This is a genomic window from Mucilaginibacter tolerans, assembly GCF_030519375.1.
Taxonomy (GTDB): domain Bacteria; phylum Bacteroidota; class Bacteroidia; order Sphingobacteriales; family Sphingobacteriaceae; genus Mucilaginibacter.
Window position 1 is genome coordinate 72,543 of the sequence record NZ_JAUMKB010000016.1, and the last position, 18,257, is coordinate 90,799.

Annotated in this window: 15 protein-coding genes; 11 read left to right on the forward strand and 4 right to left on the reverse strand. The window is 41.5% G+C overall.

The window, feature by feature from the left end; translation table 11 throughout:
- The first annotated feature begins 11 nt into the window (after positions 1 to 11).
- The 6 genes from Q3A68_RS18960 to Q3A68_RS18985 are packed head-to-tail and all read left to right on the forward strand — an operon-like array spanning position 12 to position 7,188.
- Positions 12 to 1,385, forward strand: a complete 1,374-nt coding sequence (locus tag Q3A68_RS18960; RefSeq protein WP_302902698.1) for a sigma-54-dependent transcriptional regulator — start codon at positions 12 to 14, stop codon at positions 1,383 to 1,385.
- Positions 1,369 to 2,670 (forward strand): sensor histidine kinase, encoded by a 1,302-nt coding sequence (locus tag Q3A68_RS18965; protein WP_302902699.1) that lies wholly within the window; start codon positions 1,369 to 1,371, stop codon positions 2,668 to 2,670. The genes Q3A68_RS18960 and Q3A68_RS18965 overlap by 17 nt, the downstream gene beginning before the upstream one ends.
- A 59-nt stretch (positions 2,671 to 2,729) precedes the next feature.
- Positions 2,730 to 4,277, forward strand: coding sequence for a beta-N-acetylhexosaminidase (locus Q3A68_RS18970; RefSeq protein WP_302902700.1), 1,548 nt, complete (start codon positions 2,730 to 2,732; stop codon positions 4,275 to 4,277).
- Positions 4,278 to 4,284: 7 nt separating this feature from the next.
- Positions 4,285 to 5,463, forward strand: coding sequence for an N-acetylglucosamine-6-phosphate deacetylase (gene nagA, locus Q3A68_RS18975; RefSeq protein ID WP_302902701.1), 1,179 nt, complete (start codon positions 4,285 to 4,287; stop codon positions 5,461 to 5,463).
- Positions 5,460 to 6,227, forward strand: coding sequence for a glucosamine-6-phosphate deaminase (locus tag Q3A68_RS18980; RefSeq protein ID WP_302902702.1), 768 nt, complete (start codon positions 5,460 to 5,462; stop codon positions 6,225 to 6,227). Before nagA ends, Q3A68_RS18980 begins: the two co-directional genes overlap by 4 nt.
- 10 nt (positions 6,228 to 6,237) lie before the next feature.
- A complete protein-coding gene (locus Q3A68_RS18985; protein ID WP_302902703.1) occupies positions 6,238 to 7,188 on the forward strand; it encodes a Nif3-like dinuclear metal center hexameric protein in 951 nt (316 codons plus the stop codon).
- Positions 7,189 to 7,224: 36 nt separating this feature from the next.
- On the opposite strand, the gene Q3A68_RS18990 is transcribed toward Q3A68_RS18985, so the two are convergent.
- Positions 7,225 to 7,791 carry a dihydrofolate reductase family protein gene (locus Q3A68_RS18990; RefSeq protein WP_302902704.1) on the reverse strand — a complete coding sequence of 189 codons (567 nt, stop codon included), beginning with the start codon at positions 7,789 to 7,791 and terminating at the stop codon, positions 7,225 to 7,227.
- A 119-nt stretch (positions 7,792 to 7,910) separates the two neighbouring features.
- Positions 7,911 to 8,474 carry a nuclear transport factor 2 family protein gene (locus Q3A68_RS18995; RefSeq protein WP_302902705.1) on the reverse strand — a complete coding sequence of 188 codons (564 nt, stop codon included), beginning with the start codon at positions 8,472 to 8,474 and terminating at the stop codon, positions 7,911 to 7,913.
- A 1,203-nt stretch (positions 8,475 to 9,677) separates the two neighbouring features.
- On the opposite strand from Q3A68_RS18995, the gene leuC reads away from it, so the two are divergent.
- The 3 genes from leuC to Q3A68_RS19010 are packed head-to-tail and all read left to right on the forward strand — an operon-like array spanning position 9,678 to position 13,257.
- The gene (gene leuC / locus Q3A68_RS19000) at positions 9,678 to 11,081 is read left to right on the forward strand and encodes a 3-isopropylmalate dehydratase large subunit (protein WP_302902706.1); all 1,404 of its coding nucleotides are present in this window, start codon (positions 9,678 to 9,680) and stop codon (positions 11,079 to 11,081) included.
- A 32-nt stretch (positions 11,082 to 11,113) separates the two neighbouring features.
- The gene (leuD, locus tag Q3A68_RS19005; RefSeq protein WP_302902707.1) at positions 11,114 to 11,710 is read left to right on the forward strand and encodes a 3-isopropylmalate dehydratase small subunit; all 597 of its coding nucleotides are present in this window, start codon (positions 11,114 to 11,116) and stop codon (positions 11,708 to 11,710) included.
- Between the two features lie 53 nt (positions 11,711 to 11,763).
- Positions 11,764 to 13,257 carry an alpha-isopropylmalate synthase regulatory domain-containing protein gene (locus tag Q3A68_RS19010; protein WP_302902708.1) on the forward strand — a complete coding sequence of 498 codons (1,494 nt, stop codon included), beginning with the start codon at positions 11,764 to 11,766 and terminating at the stop codon, positions 13,255 to 13,257.
- 5 nt (positions 13,258 to 13,262) lie between these two features.
- Here the strand turns inward: Q3A68_RS19010 and Q3A68_RS19015 are convergent, their stop codons facing one another.
- On the reverse strand, positions 13,263 to 13,736 hold the full coding sequence (locus Q3A68_RS19015; RefSeq protein WP_302902709.1) for a VOC family protein: 474 nt from the start codon (positions 13,734 to 13,736) through the stop codon (positions 13,263 to 13,265).
- Positions 13,737 to 13,849: 113 nt separating this feature from the next.
- The gene (locus tag Q3A68_RS19020; RefSeq protein WP_302902710.1) at positions 13,850 to 14,596 is read right to left on the reverse strand and encodes an ankyrin repeat domain-containing protein; all 747 of its coding nucleotides are present in this window, start codon (positions 14,594 to 14,596) and stop codon (positions 13,850 to 13,852) included.
- A 338-nt stretch (positions 14,597 to 14,934) separates the two neighbouring features.
- Between Q3A68_RS19020 and Q3A68_RS19025 the strand changes: the two genes are divergently transcribed.
- Complete coding sequence (locus tag Q3A68_RS19025) at positions 14,935 to 16,179, forward strand: Pycsar system effector family protein (protein WP_302902711.1); 1,245 nt, start codon at positions 14,935 to 14,937, stop codon at positions 16,177 to 16,179.
- 5 nt (positions 16,180 to 16,184) lie between these two features.
- Positions 16,185 to 18,239, forward strand: a complete 2,055-nt coding sequence (ppk1, locus tag Q3A68_RS19030) for a polyphosphate kinase 1 (protein ID WP_302902712.1) — start codon at positions 16,185 to 16,187, stop codon at positions 18,237 to 18,239.
- Positions 18,240 to 18,257 lie beyond the last annotated feature (18 nt).

Genomic DNA, 18,257 nt, shown 5'->3' on the forward strand with positions numbered 1-18,257 from the left:
TGAAACCGAATATGATACTAATAATTGATGATGATATCGCCGTACGTACTTCATTGCTCTTGCTTCTGAAGAGCGAAGGCTACGAAGCCGAGGGGACGCCCTTGCCTGGCGAGGCTTTGAGCATCATCAAAAAAAGAAATCCCGAATTGATTATCCTCGACCTGAATTTTTCCATAGATACCTCAGGACAGGAAGGATTGGAATTGCTGGAGAATATTAAAAAAATCAATCCAATCGTTCCGGTGATATTGATTACGGGTTGGGGAAGTATTGAGCTGGCGGTAAAAGGAATGAAGCTGGGTGCCAATGATTTTATCAATAAGCCCTGGAGCAACGAACACCTGTTACAGTCTGTGAAGACGCTGATTGATCTTCAGGATAAAAAAGCAGAACACCGCACCCGTAAACAGTTAGACAGTAAATACAACTTTCAGCACATTATTGGTGAAGACCCGAAGATGCTGGATATACTGGAGACTATTGGCCGTGTGGCAGAAACGGATGCGTCAGTGTTGGTAATGGGGGAGAGTGGTACAGGCAAGGAACTGATCGCTGAAGCGATACACCAAAACAGTTTGCGCAGAAATAAGCCATTTATCAAAGTAAACCTGGGTGGAATTTCTACTTCATTGTTCGAGAGCGAAATGTTTGGCCATGTGCGCGGGGCTTTTACAGATGCCAGGTTTGACAGGGTGGGTCGTTTCGAAATGGCTAATAAGGGAACCATTTTTCTGGATGAGATCGGAGATTTGGATGCGGGCAGCCAGGTAAAACTTCTGCGTGTATTGCAAGATCGCACCTATGAGGTTTTGGGCAGCAGTCGCACCAAAGCAGTTGATGTTCGGGTAGTTTGTGCCACCAACAAAGATCTGAATGAGATGGTCGACCGGCGCAGCTTTCGCGAGGATCTGCTGTATCGTATTAACCTGATCACGGTCGTTTTGCCGCCTCTGCGCGAAAGATCCAAAGATATTCCGCTGCTGGTTAGTTTTTTTATCAATAACCTGAAGGAGATTTATAACCGTCCGCAACTATCTGTTTTGCCGGCTGCGATGAAATGGCTTCAAGCTTTGCCATTGCCCGGCAATATCAGGCAATTGAAGAATTTGGTGGAGCGGTCTATCCTTGTCAGCAAAAAAGATGTCCTGGATATTGATGATTTTCGTTCGCAGTTGGAGCTATCCCCGGTAAAAAAAGGTAATTTGCAGCTGCCCGGAGTTGGTGCCATTACGCTGGAAGAAATGGAGGTCGAAATGATAAAACGTGCGCTCGAATATCATAAAAATAAGATAGCAAGAGCGGCAAAATCATTAGGGCTCACGCGCAGCGCATTATACCGGCGACTGGATAAATACCAGATCCCTTACGATGAAGCTGAGGACTAAGTACCTTTTATTTGTTATCATCCTGCACCTGATTGCACTGGTGCTTACCTGGATCATTTTTGAACAAAATCGTATTTATTTCATCGCTTGCGAGATATTCATCCTGATCTCTATCGGTATTTCATGGAATTTGTACAAGCAGCTCATACAACCACTAAAATCATTAATGCAGGGTGTTGACGCTATAAAAGACCGCGATTTTAATGTGAGGTTTTTGCCGACAGGCAAATATGAAGTTGATCAGTTAATTGATGTATATAACCAGATGATCGATCAGTTGCGCACCGAACGTACTTTGCAGGAAGAGCAGCATTTTTTCCTTGAAAAACTGATCCTGACTTCACCAACGGGTATCATTATTCTTGATTATGATCAGAATATCCAGCAAATTAACCCTAAGGCTTTGCAGATATTTAACCTTGATGAAAAAAGCCTGATCAATCACCCGGTAACTGACCTGCCGGAAAATCTTCTAAAACATCTCCGGGCCTTACAGCCTGGCGAAACTAAAACCATCAAATTAAGCGGCGCGACTACGTATAAATTGCAGCGGGCGCATTTTGTAGACAGGGGCTTTGCGCGGGATTTTATTATGATGGAAGAATTAACCGCAGAAATACTGGCAGCCGAAAAGAATGTATATGGTAAGGTTATCCGAATGATGGCGCATGAGGTGAATAACACCATTGGGCCGGTTAATTCTATTATCGATTCAGCTTTAAAGACAGACCAATTGTGGAATGGGCACCATTCCGACCCATTAAAAGATGCATTGCAGGTGGCCCTGGATCGCAACCAAAACCTCAATCTCTTTATGCGCAATTTTGCCGACCTGGTGAAATTACCGCAGGCTAATAAGAAACGAATCGACCTGAATGAGTTGATATATTCTATCGTTAAACTGATGGAATTACGGGCGGCTGAAAGGAATATAGCGATCAGAGCTGAGCTCACCGCAGAGCCATTTTATATTTCGGCAGATGAACAGCAGTTGGAGCAGGCCTTCATCAATATTGTAAAAAATGCAATAGAAGCCATTGAGAGGGATGGAGTGATAAAGTTTGTTACTGATCTTCGGTCCAGACAATTAATTGTTTCAGATAGTGGAAAAGGCATCAGCGCTGAACAAAGCGAAAACCTGTTTACACCATTCTATAGTACCAAAAAGGACGGTCAGGGTATTGGTTTAACTTTGGTTCGCGAGATACTCATCAATCATAGTTTTGAATTTTCATTAAAGACGGTTGCCGAGCGACAGACAGAATTTACCATCACCTTCAAATAATGAGCCGGTTTTGTGGCAGATTTTTTAACTTGGTATCCACTGAAGTCAACTATACCGATATGAAAAAACTGCTGCTTGTCTTTATTCTTTTTGTTTATTCCTCCTCCGTTTTTTCACAAGCAGTTTCAGTTTCAAACAATCAATTCACGGTACGCGGCTTTCACCTCGATCTTCGGATACAGGTAATGCCGATGCCTGAACTGAAAGCCTTTGCAAAAAGGCTAAGTGGCAATGGTATCAATACGCTGATCATGGAATGGGAGGGTACTTATCCGTTTGAAAAACATCCGCTGATACCCAATAGGTACGCTTACACCAAAGCCGAAATAATTGATTTTGTTAAATATTGCAACGGCTTAGGTATAGATGTGATCCCCTTGCAGCAAAGCTTCGGGCATGTGGAGTATCTCCTTCGCAATGAAAAGTATAAAGACCTGCGAGAAGATCAGAAAGATTATTCGCAAGTGTGCCCGCTGCAAACCAAACAGGATAGTACACTTTTCAGCGACCTGTATGCTGAACTGGCGTCTACACATACTTCAAAATACATCCATATCGGTGGCGATGAGACCTACTTGTTAGGTCATGACGAACGATGCAAGGCAAAGGCTGAGAAAGAGGGTAAATCGAAATTGTATATCGATTACATCCGGATGCTTTGCAACATCGTGATAAAAATGGGCAAAAAGCCTGTGCTGTGGGCCGATATCGCGCTTAAATATCCCGAAGCAATTAATCTGCTGCCAAAGGGCACTGTGTTGATTGACTGGAATTATGGCTGGGATATGAATAATTTTGGTGAACACCAGAAACTGGTGGAGAGTGGGTATGAAATATGGGGTGCGCCCGCTATACGCTCCAACCCGGATAACTATTATTTGACCCAGTGGGAAAAACATTTTAAAAATATCCGCGATTTTATACCGATTTGCCGAAAGTTGAAATATCGCGGTATAGTAATGACATCGTGGTCGACATCCGGAGTTTATTCGGCGGTGTTTGAGAACGAGGACGAGATCACAGACCTGTATGCCATCAGGCATGTATACCCGATTAGCGGGTTTAATATGCTGATTGCAGGCTATTTTGAAAGTTTAAAATCGACCGCCCCGATTGATATAGAACATTTTGTTACTACATATTGCCACAAACAATATGGTTTTAATGAGACACAGGCAAAGCAGTTTTGGCAAGCGCTTAAAGTAACACCTTATACGGTTCATCAGGGTAAGGTACAGTCGCCGCAGCCATTATCTGTTGATGCAATGCTGGATAGCATACGCACGGCTTCGGCAGTCCTTCATCGCCTCAATCCGCTTAAAAACCGAGAGGAGTTTGAACAATACCAGCTGATGACGGATATACGAGCCAATTATCTGCAATACGAGGCTATTGAAAAACGTGCCAACGCGCCTCAATTTACAGTTGCCGGTATCCCTGAAATACTTACCGAGCTTAAAAAAGTGATTGACGATGAGGTCGAACTGGACAAACGGTTCAATAATCTCAACAAGGATGTTTTATATCCAACCGAGTTGGTCCAGGAGAATGAATTAAGAGGAGCTAAGGCCCGGATTTTATATGATCGCTTATCACGAAAGAAATAACCCCCTCATGCGCTTAAAGATATTTAACGGGCAGGTAATTACCCCCAATGGTATTATAAAAAATGGGAATTTGTTGATTGATGACGGAAAGATCGTCGAAGTCAGCAGCTCAAACATCGATGCGCCTGATGCTATTGAGTTGGACGCAAAGGGTGAATACGTTTCTCCGGGCTTTATAGATATCCATATACACGGCGGTGGCGGGCATGATTTTATGGATAACGCCGTAGATGCATTTCTTGGCATCGCAGAACTACATGTTAAACACGGCACGACAGCTATGCTGCCAACTACTTTGAGCTGCGAAAAGGCTGATCTGCTGGAAACGCTCCGGATTTACGAGGAAGCAAATAGACTTAATACAAAAGGCTCACAATTTATCGGTATTCATATTGAGGGGCCTTATTTTGCCATGAATCAAAGGGGAGCGCAGGACCCACGTTATATCCGTGACCCTGACCCGGCAGAATACGCTGAAATATTATCAGCCTCAAAATCAATCAGAAGGTGGAGCGCAGCACCCGAACGTAATGGCGCTATCGAATTTGGTAAATATATGGTAGCTCATGGTGTTTTGCCTGCAATTGCCCATACAGATGCTATCTATGAAGATGTGATCGAAGCTTTTAATAACGGCTATACGTTGGCTACGCATTTTTATTCGGCCATGTCGGGTGTAACCAGGAGGAATGCATTTCGTTATGCCGGAGTGATTGAAAGCGTCTACCTGATCGATGATATGGATGTAGAGATTATTGCAGATGGAATCCATTTGCCAAAACCGCTGCTTCAATTAATTTATAAGATTAAAGGATCGCAACGAACAGCGTTGATCACCGATGCGATGCGTGCTGCAGGTATGCCGCCGGGCGAAAGTATCTTAGGCAGCAAAAAGGACGGCACGAAAGTGATTGTTGAAGATGGCGTAGCCAAAATGCCTGACCGGAGTTCGTTCGCCGGAAGTGTCGCTACTTTCGATCGCTTGATACGAACAATGATACAAACTGCGGATGTGCCCTTAATTGAGGCCGTACGAATGGCATCAGAAACTCCGGCCAGAATTATGAAAATTGAAAAAAAAGGATCCATTAAAAAAGGAAATGATGCAGACGTTGTAATTTTTGATGAAAATGTTCATATTGCTGCCACCATTGTGAATGGTAAAATAGTTCATACACATACATGATAAAGGAATTAAAGATTGACGATTTAGAAGTAAAAATATATCAGGACAGAATAAAGATGGGAGAGGCGGCAGCCTCGGCAGTGGGTGAACGAATCGTTGAACTATTAAGCCGGCAAGAATATGTTAATATTGTACTCGCTTCGGCGCCATCGCAAAATGAGTTCCTGGCAGCTTTAATTAAGCAGGCTGGTATTGACTGGAAACGGGTCAATGCGTTTCATGTGGATGAATATATTGGCTTGCCTGAAAACTCTCCTCAAAAATTTGGCTCTTTTTTAGACCGAAAGATATTTAAGCACTTACCATTCAATACCCTGAATTATATCAATGGTAATTCTCCGGATTCTTTTGCAGAGTGCGGAAGATATGCAGAACTATTGCATGAATATCCATCTGATATTGTTTGTTTAGGGATAGGAGAGAATGGACACCTTGCTTTCAACGACCCTCATGTGGCCGATCTGAATGACCCGGTAAGGGTCAAGATCGTCGATCTGGATTTTGAGTGCAGGCGACAACAGGTAAGTGATGGTACATTTGATACGTTGAACAGCGTGCCCAAACTAGCTATTACATTGACTATCCCCGCTTTAATGGCTGGCAGATATGTTTACTGTATTGTTCCGGGTAAAAATAAAACTATTGCCGTTTACAATACTTTGTACAGAAAGATTAGTGAGCAATGCCCTGCTTCAGTATTACGTACACACCCTGACTCAGTTTTATTTTTGGATGAGGATAGCGCTGCATTGATAAAATCATAAATTTGATATCATGACAAAACCCGTTATGATATCAGAAAATAGCCTGTCACTTAATCTCGGCGGTCAAAGTCGCCGGAAATTTATTTATAACACAGCTACAGCAGTAGGTGCCGGTATGATATTGTCATCGCCATTGATAGGCCACACTGCCGATTTTGTTAAAAAGCCAGAACGTTATACTGTAAAACAGATCATCGACCTATTTATGAAACAGGTGCCCGGTGCGCCATTCGCAAATACTGTTGATACGCTAAAATCAGGCAGCCCGGATACAGTAGTGACGGGCATCGTTACGACGATGTTTGCCACTATTGATGTTATCCGTAAGGCAATTGATCTGGGAGCTAACTTCATTGTTGCTCACGAGCCTACTTTCTATAACCACCTGGATGCAACAGATTGGATAAAAGATGATGATGTATTGCAGTATAAAATGGATCTGCTGAATAAACACGGTATTGCCGTATGGCGGAATCATGATACTATTCACCAGTTAAAACCCGATGGCGTTACTAAAGGCGTATTAGAACAATTGGAATGGCAGCAATATGCCGGAAAAGATATTCCAAATATCCTGACTTTACCTTCAATACCGTTAAAGGAGTTGATAGCTCAAACAAAAGACAAACTACGTATTGAAAAAGTGCGATTTATCGGAGACCTAAATCAAAATTGTTCCAAAGTGTTGTTTATGCCTGGTGCATCAGGCGGTACGCGTCAGATTCAAAGCATTGGAAAAATAAAACCGGACGTATTATTCTGCGGTGAGATAGCCGAATGGGAAACAGCGGAATATGTCCGTGATGCACGTGCCAAAGGCGACAATTTATCATTAGTAGTATTAGGTCACATTGCCAGTGAGGAGCCAGGGTCGGCATTTATGCTGCAATGGCTGAAAGATAATGTGCCATCGGTAAAAGCGACGCATATTTATTGCGAAAATTCGTTGATGTTTATCTAGGCATAAAGGCCCATTGGCTAATGGACCTTTGACATATTATGCGGGCTTGTAACATAGAATTACTACCCCATTGTTAAGCGGAGTAACTTTTATCAGGTTTAACTGACGTGGTTTTTCTAGCCCTCCAAATATCGACATGCCTCTCCCGGCTGCTGCAGGATTAACAAATAAGTGATATTCATCTATCAAGCCCGCTTCGATTACCGACGACACAAACTCAGCACCCCCATACATTACAATGTCCTTCCCGTCCCGTTTTTTTAAATCATTGACTTCGGTAACCAGGTCATTTTTTGCAATGGTTGTATTGTCCCAGCTGGATTTATCCAAAGTTTTACTAAAAACGATTTTAGGCATGTCCACCATTTTCCGGGCAAATGAATACTGAGGGTCGTCGGGCCTGGTGGTGATATCTGTCCAATATGGGATAAAGCCATCGGCCAGTTTGCGTCCCAATAGCATGGTATCGCATAAGTCGGTTAGGTCGGTTACATATTGTATAAAGTCCTCAGTGGCATTCCAGGTGAGCCAGTCCATTTCGCCATTTGGCCCGGCTATAAAACCATCTACCGATATCTGTACCTGTAATTTCAGCTTTTTCATAGTTGTTGTTTTTCGTCGTTGTTAATTGATATAAACAAATATACAGGGATTGATCACCCCAGGGTGAGGCGTAAATCCGACTATCAGGTGGGTTAAATGCGACAGCATTTATTCCGAACTTACGCCATCGCAAACTTCGGTTTCCTGATCTTTTTTACAATCAATCTAATGACAAAATACAATAAAATGATCCCCAGGACAGTAAAAATTATAGGATAATAGGTGGGCAAGCCTGTCATCGTACCTTGCCAGCCTATGAAATACCACTGGTGATCGCGATAAACCCAGGTCTCCGTATAAAATATTTTTGCCGCCATAATTGATTTTATGTAAAAGCTGGCGCCGCCGGTAATGATAGCAAGGTTTCCATAAACTCGTATCTTTTTATTGGATAGGGTGGTTGTGGCACCTTTGAATTTGCCGAAAGTTTTCATCATCTCAATTTTGTTTTCCATTACCCCATCCGCATTGATAGTAATGTAGTCCTGGCCGATCATTTTTTCTGCGGCAACTTTATCGCCGGTTAATACAATATGGAACATTTCTGCTTCCTTATTGATCAGCACTTTGGCTAACGAATCTGAAGGAACTAAATCCTGTGAAAAAGCATTTGGCTTAATTCCAACAAAAACCAGCGCAAGAATAAATAGTACTTTTTGGGAAAACAGGTTTAGCCTATACATACACTTTCAGTTTGAAATTTAGGTTAAAAGAATGCAGACTTCAAATAGGGGAGACAGTTGTTTAGTGCCCTGAATAATAAATATCTGATTGTTAAATAATTACAATTATCATGAAGGTACTCATATTAATGTAATTACCTAATAGTATGGGCGGAATTTCTCGTAAACCACTATATAAAGAGCAGGCCGCTAATAGCCAACACCCTTATTGGGGGAAACACTTATTAGAATTCAAATGCTGTAATCAGTATAAAAACTTTGGCATAGGGTGTTTGGGAGAGATTTTCCCGATTTTTATCTGTTTTGTCATTTTGGCAGTGCCTTGTCAGGTGAATTTAACTGACAGGTTGTCGCAAATTCGCTCATATTTAAAGAGTGTGACAAATTGTCAAAAATTTTATTTGGTGATAATTTTGAAGAAGATTTTTGATTTGGGAGGCCTTTTTTGACAAAAAAATGTCAGATGGAGTGTTTTTTCGCCGAAAATCACCTCATTTTTTCTGTTTTCTGGTGGATTTGGCCTTAAAACCAACTACTGCCCGGCAAAACATCTTTAATTTTTCCATTTATTTATGATTTTCTCCTAAACATAATTTATTGCTTTCTTCAAGCTTATATTTTTTGTTGATGAATCTTTCTTATGAAATTTTTTTAAGAAGTGTAAAAAGTTTTAAAATGATTTTTTCTTTTTGGTAAAATCCATTTTTAGTCATTTTTGGGTTAAAAAAATATTTTAAAAAGTGGCATATTTTTCGTCGTGATTATGCCAGAAGAATACGATTGCTCTGTTCAACCTGAACCCTGAATTGCAAAATTTGAGGTGTAGCCGTAAGACAGTTTTATTTTTCTGAAAGCTATTTAATCATTTAATAATTAATAAATAAAAACAAACGTCATGATCACTGTATTAGAAGTTGCTCTGTTGCTAGCTATTATTATAGTACCTCTTACCCCTGCAAAAAGCAGAGTAAAATAAATTTGTACTATACGTAAGTTTCAAATAAAAAGGGACGGCAACAATGCCGTCCCTTTTTATTTGGGCTGATTTGAGACCTTAGTCTATTATGGTATTTAGGCTATTTTCTTTATTATTTTGTTTTAAATCAAATAAATTTGAAAAAATATTAGTGATTTTGCAATGTTTTTCCGAATTTGCACCTCTGTTTTCGAAGATTATAAAACTAATTTCAAATACTTAATAAAATGAGCACTAGTCCAAGTACCCTGTTTGATAAAGTGTGGGACTCACACGTGGTAAGGAAGATTGCGGATGGCCCGGATGTATTATTTATCGACAGACACTTTATTCACGAGGTGACAAGCCCGGTGGCTTTCCTAGGATTAAAGACCAGGGGCATTTCTGTAATGTACCCAAGCAGAACATTTGCAACCGCCGATCACAATACACCTACTATTAACCAGCATTTGCCTGTTCAGGACCCGCTTTCGGCCAACCAGCTAAAAGCTCTGGAGGAAAATACAGCTAAATATGGTATATCACACTGGGGACTGAATAACCCTAAAAATGGTATTGTGCACGTAGTTGGTCCGGAAAATGGCATCACACTTCCGGGTATGACCATTGTTTGCGGAGACTCGCACACATCAACACACGGTGCATTTGGCGCTATTGCTTTTGGTATCGGTACTTCTGAGGTAGAGATGGTACTTTCTTCACAATGCATCATGCAGCCAAAGCCTAAAAAATTACGCATTACTATTAATGGTAAACTTGGTAAAGGTGTTACACCGAAGGATGTTCCTTTGTTTATCCTTTCGCAGATTACAGCCAGTGGTGCCACCGGATACTTTATAGAATTTGCCGGCGAGGTATTTGAAAGCATGAGTATGGAAGGTCGTATGACCGTATGTAACCTTTCTATCGAGATGGGTGCCCGCGGTGGTATGGTTGCCCCGGACGAGACTACTTTTGCCTACTTAAAAGGCAGAGAACTTGCTCCAAAAGGTGATGCATGGGCTAAAGCAGAGACTTACTGGAAAACTTTGAAGACTGACGAAGGCGCAAAGTTCGACCTGGAGCTAACTTACCATGCTGATGAAATCGAGCCGCAGATCACTTATGGTACCAATCCGGGTTTAGGAACCGGTATTACTCACCATATTCCGTTTGCCAAAGAAGTGAAAGATGGTGAAGCATCTTATAAGAAATCATTAGACTATATGGGTTTCCATGAGGATGATCAATTGATCGGCAAGCCGGTTGATTATGTATTCCTGGGAAGCTGTACTAATGGCCGTATTGAGGATTTCAGAGCTTTTGCGTCGCTGGTAAAAGGCCGCAAGAAAGCAGATAATATAACAGCATGGCTGGTTCCGGGATCGCACGTTGTGGAAAGCCAGATCAAAGAAGAAGGTATCCTTGATATCCTGAACGAAGCAGGGTTCCAGTTGCGGCAGCCCGGTTGTTCAGCTTGCCTGGCAATGAACGATGATAAAGTTCCGGCAGGTAAATATGCCGTAAGTACCAGCAACCGTAACTTCGAAGGCCGACAGGGACCCGGTGCGCGTACCTTATTGGCAAGCCCGCTGGTAGCAGCAGCAGCAGCAGTAACCGGCAAGGTAACCGATCCGAGAGAATTGATGTAATCGGTAATTGAATAATTCTTAGTAAAATTAAAATGGCATACGATAAATTCACAATATTAAAAAGTACAGCAGTTCCGCTGCCAATAGAGAATGTTGATACCGACCAGATCATCCCTGCGCGCTTCTTAAAAGCTACTGAACGTAAAGGCTTTGGCGATAATCTTTTCAGGGACTGGAGATATAATCCAGATAATACGCCTAAACAGGATTTTATATTGAATGATTCAACCTATTCAGGCAAAATACTGGTAGGCGGTAAAAACTTTGGCAGCGGCAGTAGCCGCGAGCATGCCGCATGGGCTATTTACGATTACGGTTTCCGTTGTGTAGTATCCAGCTTTTTTGCGGATATATTCAGAAACAACGCCATCAATGTAGGTATCCTGCCGGTTCAGGTAAGCCCTGAGTTTTTGGATAAGATATTCAAAAATGTGATCGGCGATCCATCAACCGAATTGGAGGTAAACCTGAATGATCAAACTATCACTATTTTGAAAACTGGTGATAAGGAATCATTCGTTATAAACGGTTACAAAAAACACAACCTGCTCAACGGGTTTGATGATATTGACTACCTGCAGGCGATGAAAGAAGAGATAGGTGGCTTTGCTGCAAAGAGTATCTATTAATCTGCAGCAATATTTTTAGTACAATGAGCCAGTTGCAACGCCATATTGAAATAATGGATACAACCCTGCGTGATGGTGAACAAACCAGCGGGGTATCCTTTTCTTCGTCCGAAAAATTAACTATAGCACAGCTTTTACTTACTGAAGTAAAGGTTGACCGTATTGAAATTGCCTCTGCGCGAGTATCAGAAGGTGAATTTAAAGCGGTGAAGAAAATTACTGAATGGGCGACCGAAAACGGCTTTATTGATAAAATTGAGGTGCTAACCTTTGTGGATGGCACTACTTCAGTGGACTGGATGGTGGAAGCCGGGGCCAAAGTGATGAACCTGCTTACAAAAGGCTCATTAAATCACTTGACCTATCAACTTAAAAAAACTCCCGAACAGCATTTTAAAGAAGTTGCAGAAGTGATTGCTTATGCTGCCAAAAACGGCATAGAAACCAATGTATACCTGGAAGACTGGAGCAATGGCATGCGCAATTCCCAGGAATATGTTTTTCAGTATCTTGATTTCCTCGCCACTCAGCCTGTTAAAAGGATATTATTGCCGGATACGTTAGGCGTGCTAATTCCATCCGAAACAAGAAAATACCTGGATGCCATCGTGCCGAAATATCCGAATATTCATTTTGATTTCCATGCTCATAACGATTACGATTTGAGCATTGCTAACGTACTGGAAGCGGTAAATGCCGGAGTAAAAGGCTTGCACCTCACCATCAACGGCATGGGCGAAAGGGCTGGGAATGCGCCCCTGGCAAGTACAATTGCGGTACTGAATGATTATGTGAAAGATGTACACACATCGGTAGAAGAAAAGTCATTGTATACCGTAAGTAAATTGGTAGAAACCTTTTCAGGCTTCAGGGTACCGGTAAATAAGCCTGTCGTAGGGGAGAATGTGTTTACCCAGACAGCAGGTATCCATGCCGATGGCGATAAGAAGAACAACCTCTATTTTAACGACCTGATGCCCGAGCGTTTTGGCCGTCAGCGTAAATATGCATTGGGCAAAACCAGCGGGAAGGCCAATATTGAGAACAACCTGCAACAATTAGGTATCCGTTTATCGGATGTTGACTTAAAAAAAGTTACTGAACGGGTTATCGAACTGGGTGACAGGAAGGAAGTTGTGACACAATCTGACCTGCCTTATATCATTTCTGATATACTGGATAGTAATACAATAGATGAGAAGGTACATATTGAAAATTATGTACTTACTCATTCAAAAAACCTCCGGCCATCGGTTACTTTGCGTATCGATGTGGATGGAGAAATTTTTGAGGAGCATTCGCAAGGCGACGGTCAATATGACGCTTTTATGAATGCGCTCAAAGTGATCTATAAGAAAAAAGGGCTCGACCTGCCCTTGTTAACGGATTATGCTGTACGTATCCCGCCAGGAGGTAAATCAGATGCGCTATGCGAAACCATTATTACGTGGGATTGCAAAGGCCGGGAATTTAAAACCCGCGGACTAGACAGTGACCAGACGGTAGCAGCCATTAAGGCCACTCAGAAGATGCTGAATCTGATTTAAACAGATTATTTCCCGTCGTAAGCATCCTGCAATTTTTGAATATCCAGCTTGGTCATTTTCATCATGGCCTGCATGGCGCGATTTGCTTTTTCAGGCTCACTACCCTGAAGGACTTTATCGAGCATCGCAGGCACAATTTGCCAGGTGACACCAAATTTATCGTCGAGCCAGCCACATTGATTAGTTCTGCCCCCTTCACCTAATTTCTCCCAGTAATAATCTACTTCTTCCTGCGTTTGGCAGCTTACAAAAAAGGAGGTTGCAGGTGAGAATTTAAATATTGGTCCACCGTTTAGTGCGATAAACTGCTGACCCAATAACTCGAACGAAGCCGTCATCACACTGCCTTCCGGACCGGGGCCGGCTGCTTTGTAACGCCTAACCTCGCCGACTTTAGAGTCCTTAAAAACCGCAGTATAAAAATTCATTGCTTCTTCGGCCTGATGATCAAACCATAAGAAAGGGGTTATTTTTTGCATAGCCAGATCGTTTTTGGTTTATAATTATTTGTTGATTTACCAAAGGTAGGCTGATAAATCACCGTCCGGAACACTCAACTGCGACAAAGAGAGGGTTGAAATCCGACAAGCGACTAATGCTTCAGGTAAGCATTCGGAACGTTGCCGGGCGTATAATCAATACCGTATGCGTGTTTGATCAATAGTGAGACCGTTTCGGCGACTGTAGTATCTTTCCGGTGCATTTGTGGCAGTAGCCCCATCAGGGCATAACTGACTGGGTTCACTGATGGAATAAAAGTTTCCCATTCATATCCTTTACCCCAGATCAATCCTTTAACTGTGATATTAAGATCAGCGCCATTATCCAAAAGCCAATGCAACATCTGTTTAGAGTTGTTCAGGAGTTGGTTAACGGTGTGAAAAATAGGTGTATGCCCGCCAAAGCCATGTTCGTCCAGCCCAGCCTTTGCGTTGATATCAGCGCCATATTGCAATAACACCTCTGCACAAGCCACACAATTGTATTCAGCACAGAAATGCATCAGGGTGCCGCCAGCTAGCGGCGTGAAAGTATTATTGAATTGAGAATAGGTCCGTTTAATTATATCGCGGTCTGCTTTTAATAATTCCTCCAATTGTTCGTCATTATCAGTTAAAACAGCCAGCAAAGCTTTATCGTCAAACTCCAGGCCGCGGTCAATAAATACCTGTATACAATCTTTGAATCGAGGGGAGCGAAAGTACATTTCTACCATCATAGTGAATAGGGGTATTCCATTATGCACCTCGTTTGGATCACCACCCTGATCAAAATACCGCCTGATGCCTTCAACAGAATGCACTTCGATATCATATAGCATTTGGGTATAATCAGGCATATTAAGACCGATAAATTCCTTATTTGAAGGTAAGAATTATCTATTATTTCTGTCATTTTTTTAAATAATATGACGGTATATAATTGCATTATTTGGTCATTTCTCTTCGTCTATTTGCGAAATATCATTAGCCGGATTTTTAAATAGTGATCAACTCCTTTTAAATCAAATATTTAATAACTAGTAGGTGATTTGAAATAGCGTGTAATACAAAAACAACATTGCTTTGCTTATGTAATACCTATTTCAGTAGGATAGGAATATTCGACCTTTAGTTGTAGTTTTAGACTTAAAACTGCCTTTACTACAGCTATTATAATGATATCAAATTTTTGCCGATGAATTACAAAGCCTCACTCGAACAAGTAGCACAATATGTGACGTCGATGTTCGGCGGACAAGCCGATAACGGATTGCCTTATCATAACAAGGCGCACACCCAGCTTGTGGTCGATTCCACTATACAGATTGCCAATCACTATCAATTATCCGACAGTGATTTTTTTGTGGTAGTTACAGCCGCCTGGTTTCATGATACAGGTTATTTAAAGACACGCGATCACCATGAACGGGAAAGTGTGAAAATTGCCGACAATTATTTAAGAAAGCAGGAGATAGATCAGGCAACTATTGCAAAGATCAATCAATGCATTATGGCGACTGAAATGCCACAAAATCCTCAAGACCTGCTGGAAGAAATTATATGCGACGCCGACATGTTTCATTTTGGATCGGATACGTTCTCTGAGAAGAACAAACTGCTCAGGAAAGAGATTGAAGCTGCTACAAAAACTGAAATATCAAAGGAGCAATGGAGGCTGAAAACAGTTGAATTTATGGAGCAACACCATTATTTTACTGATTACTGTAATCTTTTGCTGAACGATAAAAAGAAACAAAACCTGGAAAAACTAAAAGAGCGCCTGAATAAAGAAGATCTGAAACAATTGGAAACAGATCTGCCGCAAATTAATCATGAAGAACATGTAGATCATGCAGAACATACCGAACGGTCTAAAAAAAATAAAGACATCCCTGAACGGGGTATTGAAACCATGTTCCGCATTACGTCAGGCAATAATCAACGCCTGAGCGATATGGCTGATGGGAAGGCGCATATACTTATTACAGTTAACTCTATTATTTTATCAGCCATTATCAGTTTGGTTCTTCGTAAACTGGATAACAATAGCTTTATTATTATACCTACGTTTATGCTGCTTTCTGTGAGTGTATTGAGCATCATCTTTTCAATTCTTGCCACCCGGCCTTCTATACCAAAAGGTATATTTTCTTCTGACGAGGTTGGTGAGAAAAAAGTAAACCTGCTTTTTTTTGGCAACTTCTACAAGATGAAATTGGATGATTATTCATCAGGTATGCAACAGGTGATGGCTGACAAGGATTTATTGTACCATACCCTCATCATGGATGTGTACTCACAGGGAGTTGTTTTAGGCAGAAAATACCTACAATTAAGGATTGCTTATAATATCTTTATGTTTGGGCTTATTCTCTCCGTGCTTGCTTTTGTTATAGCGGTTATGTTTCATACGGAACCTGTACCAGTAATCCCACAGTAGCTGATATGGAAACATCGGTGCAATACTTTGACCGTGATATAAGCTGGCTGGCGTTTAATGAGCTTGTACTGCGCGAAGCAGGCAAACCGGCCGTGCCTTTAATGGAACGGATCAGGTTCTTGTCTATTTATTCATCTAACCTGGATGAGTTTTACCGGGTGCGTATGCCAGTTCAGATGGCATTACATTATTTGTCAGGCGATGGTGGTGAAGAGCTCGCCAAAACGAACCTCAAGGAGGTACGAAAGGTCATTGGCGCACAACTGGAATTGTTTGGGCAAACGCTTACGCAGCATATTATTCCGTCGCTTAAAAAGAATAACGTTCATTTATTTTACCAAGAGTCGCTGCCGGAAGAAGTATTAGCAGCTGTTAACGATTACTTGTATAGTCAGATATTGGCTTTTTTGCAACCGATCGATCTGACGGATAACAACACGCCATTTTTTCCTGAAAATAACAAGATATACTTCGTTGTAATGATTGAGCAGGGTGGATTGGAAAAGAATATGATCCTTAATATCCCTTCCGATCAGCTGCCGAGATTTTATCCTGTAAACATCGATAAAACACAATATGTTGTGTTCCTGGATGATATTATCAGGTTCAACCTCGATAAAATTTTTAAGGGTGCCAGCGTCAAAGGCTGTTTTAGTATTAAAATAACCCGTGATGCAGAGATTGATGTGAAAGACGAATATTCGGGGGATATATTAGACGGAATAGAAAACGAACTGAAAAAGCGGGATTCAGGCCTGGCTACGCGTTTTCTTTATGAACCCGGATTGCCTTTGCGATTATTATATCTTGTTCAAAGCCGTCTTAATTTATCGGTTGATAGTATTACTGAGGGTGGCAGGTATCATAACCTGAAAGACCTCGGCCAGATGCCAGTGAAAAATCCTCAGCTCAATTATGACCAATGGCCTGCTTTGCCGGTAAAAGAGATCAACTATAAGTTGTCATTATTTGATCAGTTAAAAAAGAAGGATATCTGTATTCATGCACCTTACCAATCTTATAATACCATATTAAGATTTTTCAATGAAGCAGCGATTGACCCTGCGGTCGAAGAAATCTACATCACCTTATACCGGGTAGCCAGTAATTCAAGAATAGTAAACGCCTTGATCAGCGCGGCCGAAAATGGTAAGAAGGTATTTGTGATGATTGAATTGAAGGCACGTTTCGATGAAGCGAATAACATCAAATGGGCCAAGAAAATGAAGAATGCCGGGGTGAGAATTGTTTATAGTGTAGCTGCGCTGAAAGTACATGCCAAAGTAGCACTGATAAAACGAAATATCGACGGTCGCAATAGTTATTCAGGCTTACTTTCCACCGGAAATTTTAACGAAACTACCGCCGCCTTTTATACCGATCATATACTGATTACTACTAATCATGATATACTTCGGGAAGTGGAACTGCTTTTTATTTTCCTGTTGAAACGAAAGAAACCCGGATCTGAAGACAAAATAAATTTTAAATATTTGCTTGTGGCGCAGTTCAATCTGCAATCCAGATTCCTTGAACTGATCGACCGTGAAATTGCCAACGCAAAAAAAGGACTTGCTGCATCCATTACTATCAAAATGAATAATCTGGAGGAGCGGGTGCTGATCAATAAACTTTATGAAGCCTCGCAGGCTGGTGTGAGAATAAAAATGATCGTTCGCAGTATTTGCTGTCTTGTGCCTGGTATTGCAGGCCTTAGCGAGAACATCAGCATTATCAGGATAGTGGACAGATACCTGGAACACGGCCGTGTATTTCTGTTTCATAACAATGGCCGGCAGGACCTGTACATGGGCTCATCTGATTGGATGAACCGGAACATTTATCACCGTATTGAGGTGTGTTTCCCGGTGACAGAGCCAACTATGAAACAACAAATTATTGAAATGCTGAATTTGCAGTTGAATGATAATGTGCAGGCCGTACAGATTGATGAAAAATTGAATAATGTGAAGGTAGAGAATGGCGAACCATTGAATGAATCCCAAAAACAAATATATATTTTACTGAAAAACAAGCTGCAGGAACCGGTTTTACAATAGCAATACGCCCTTAGACTT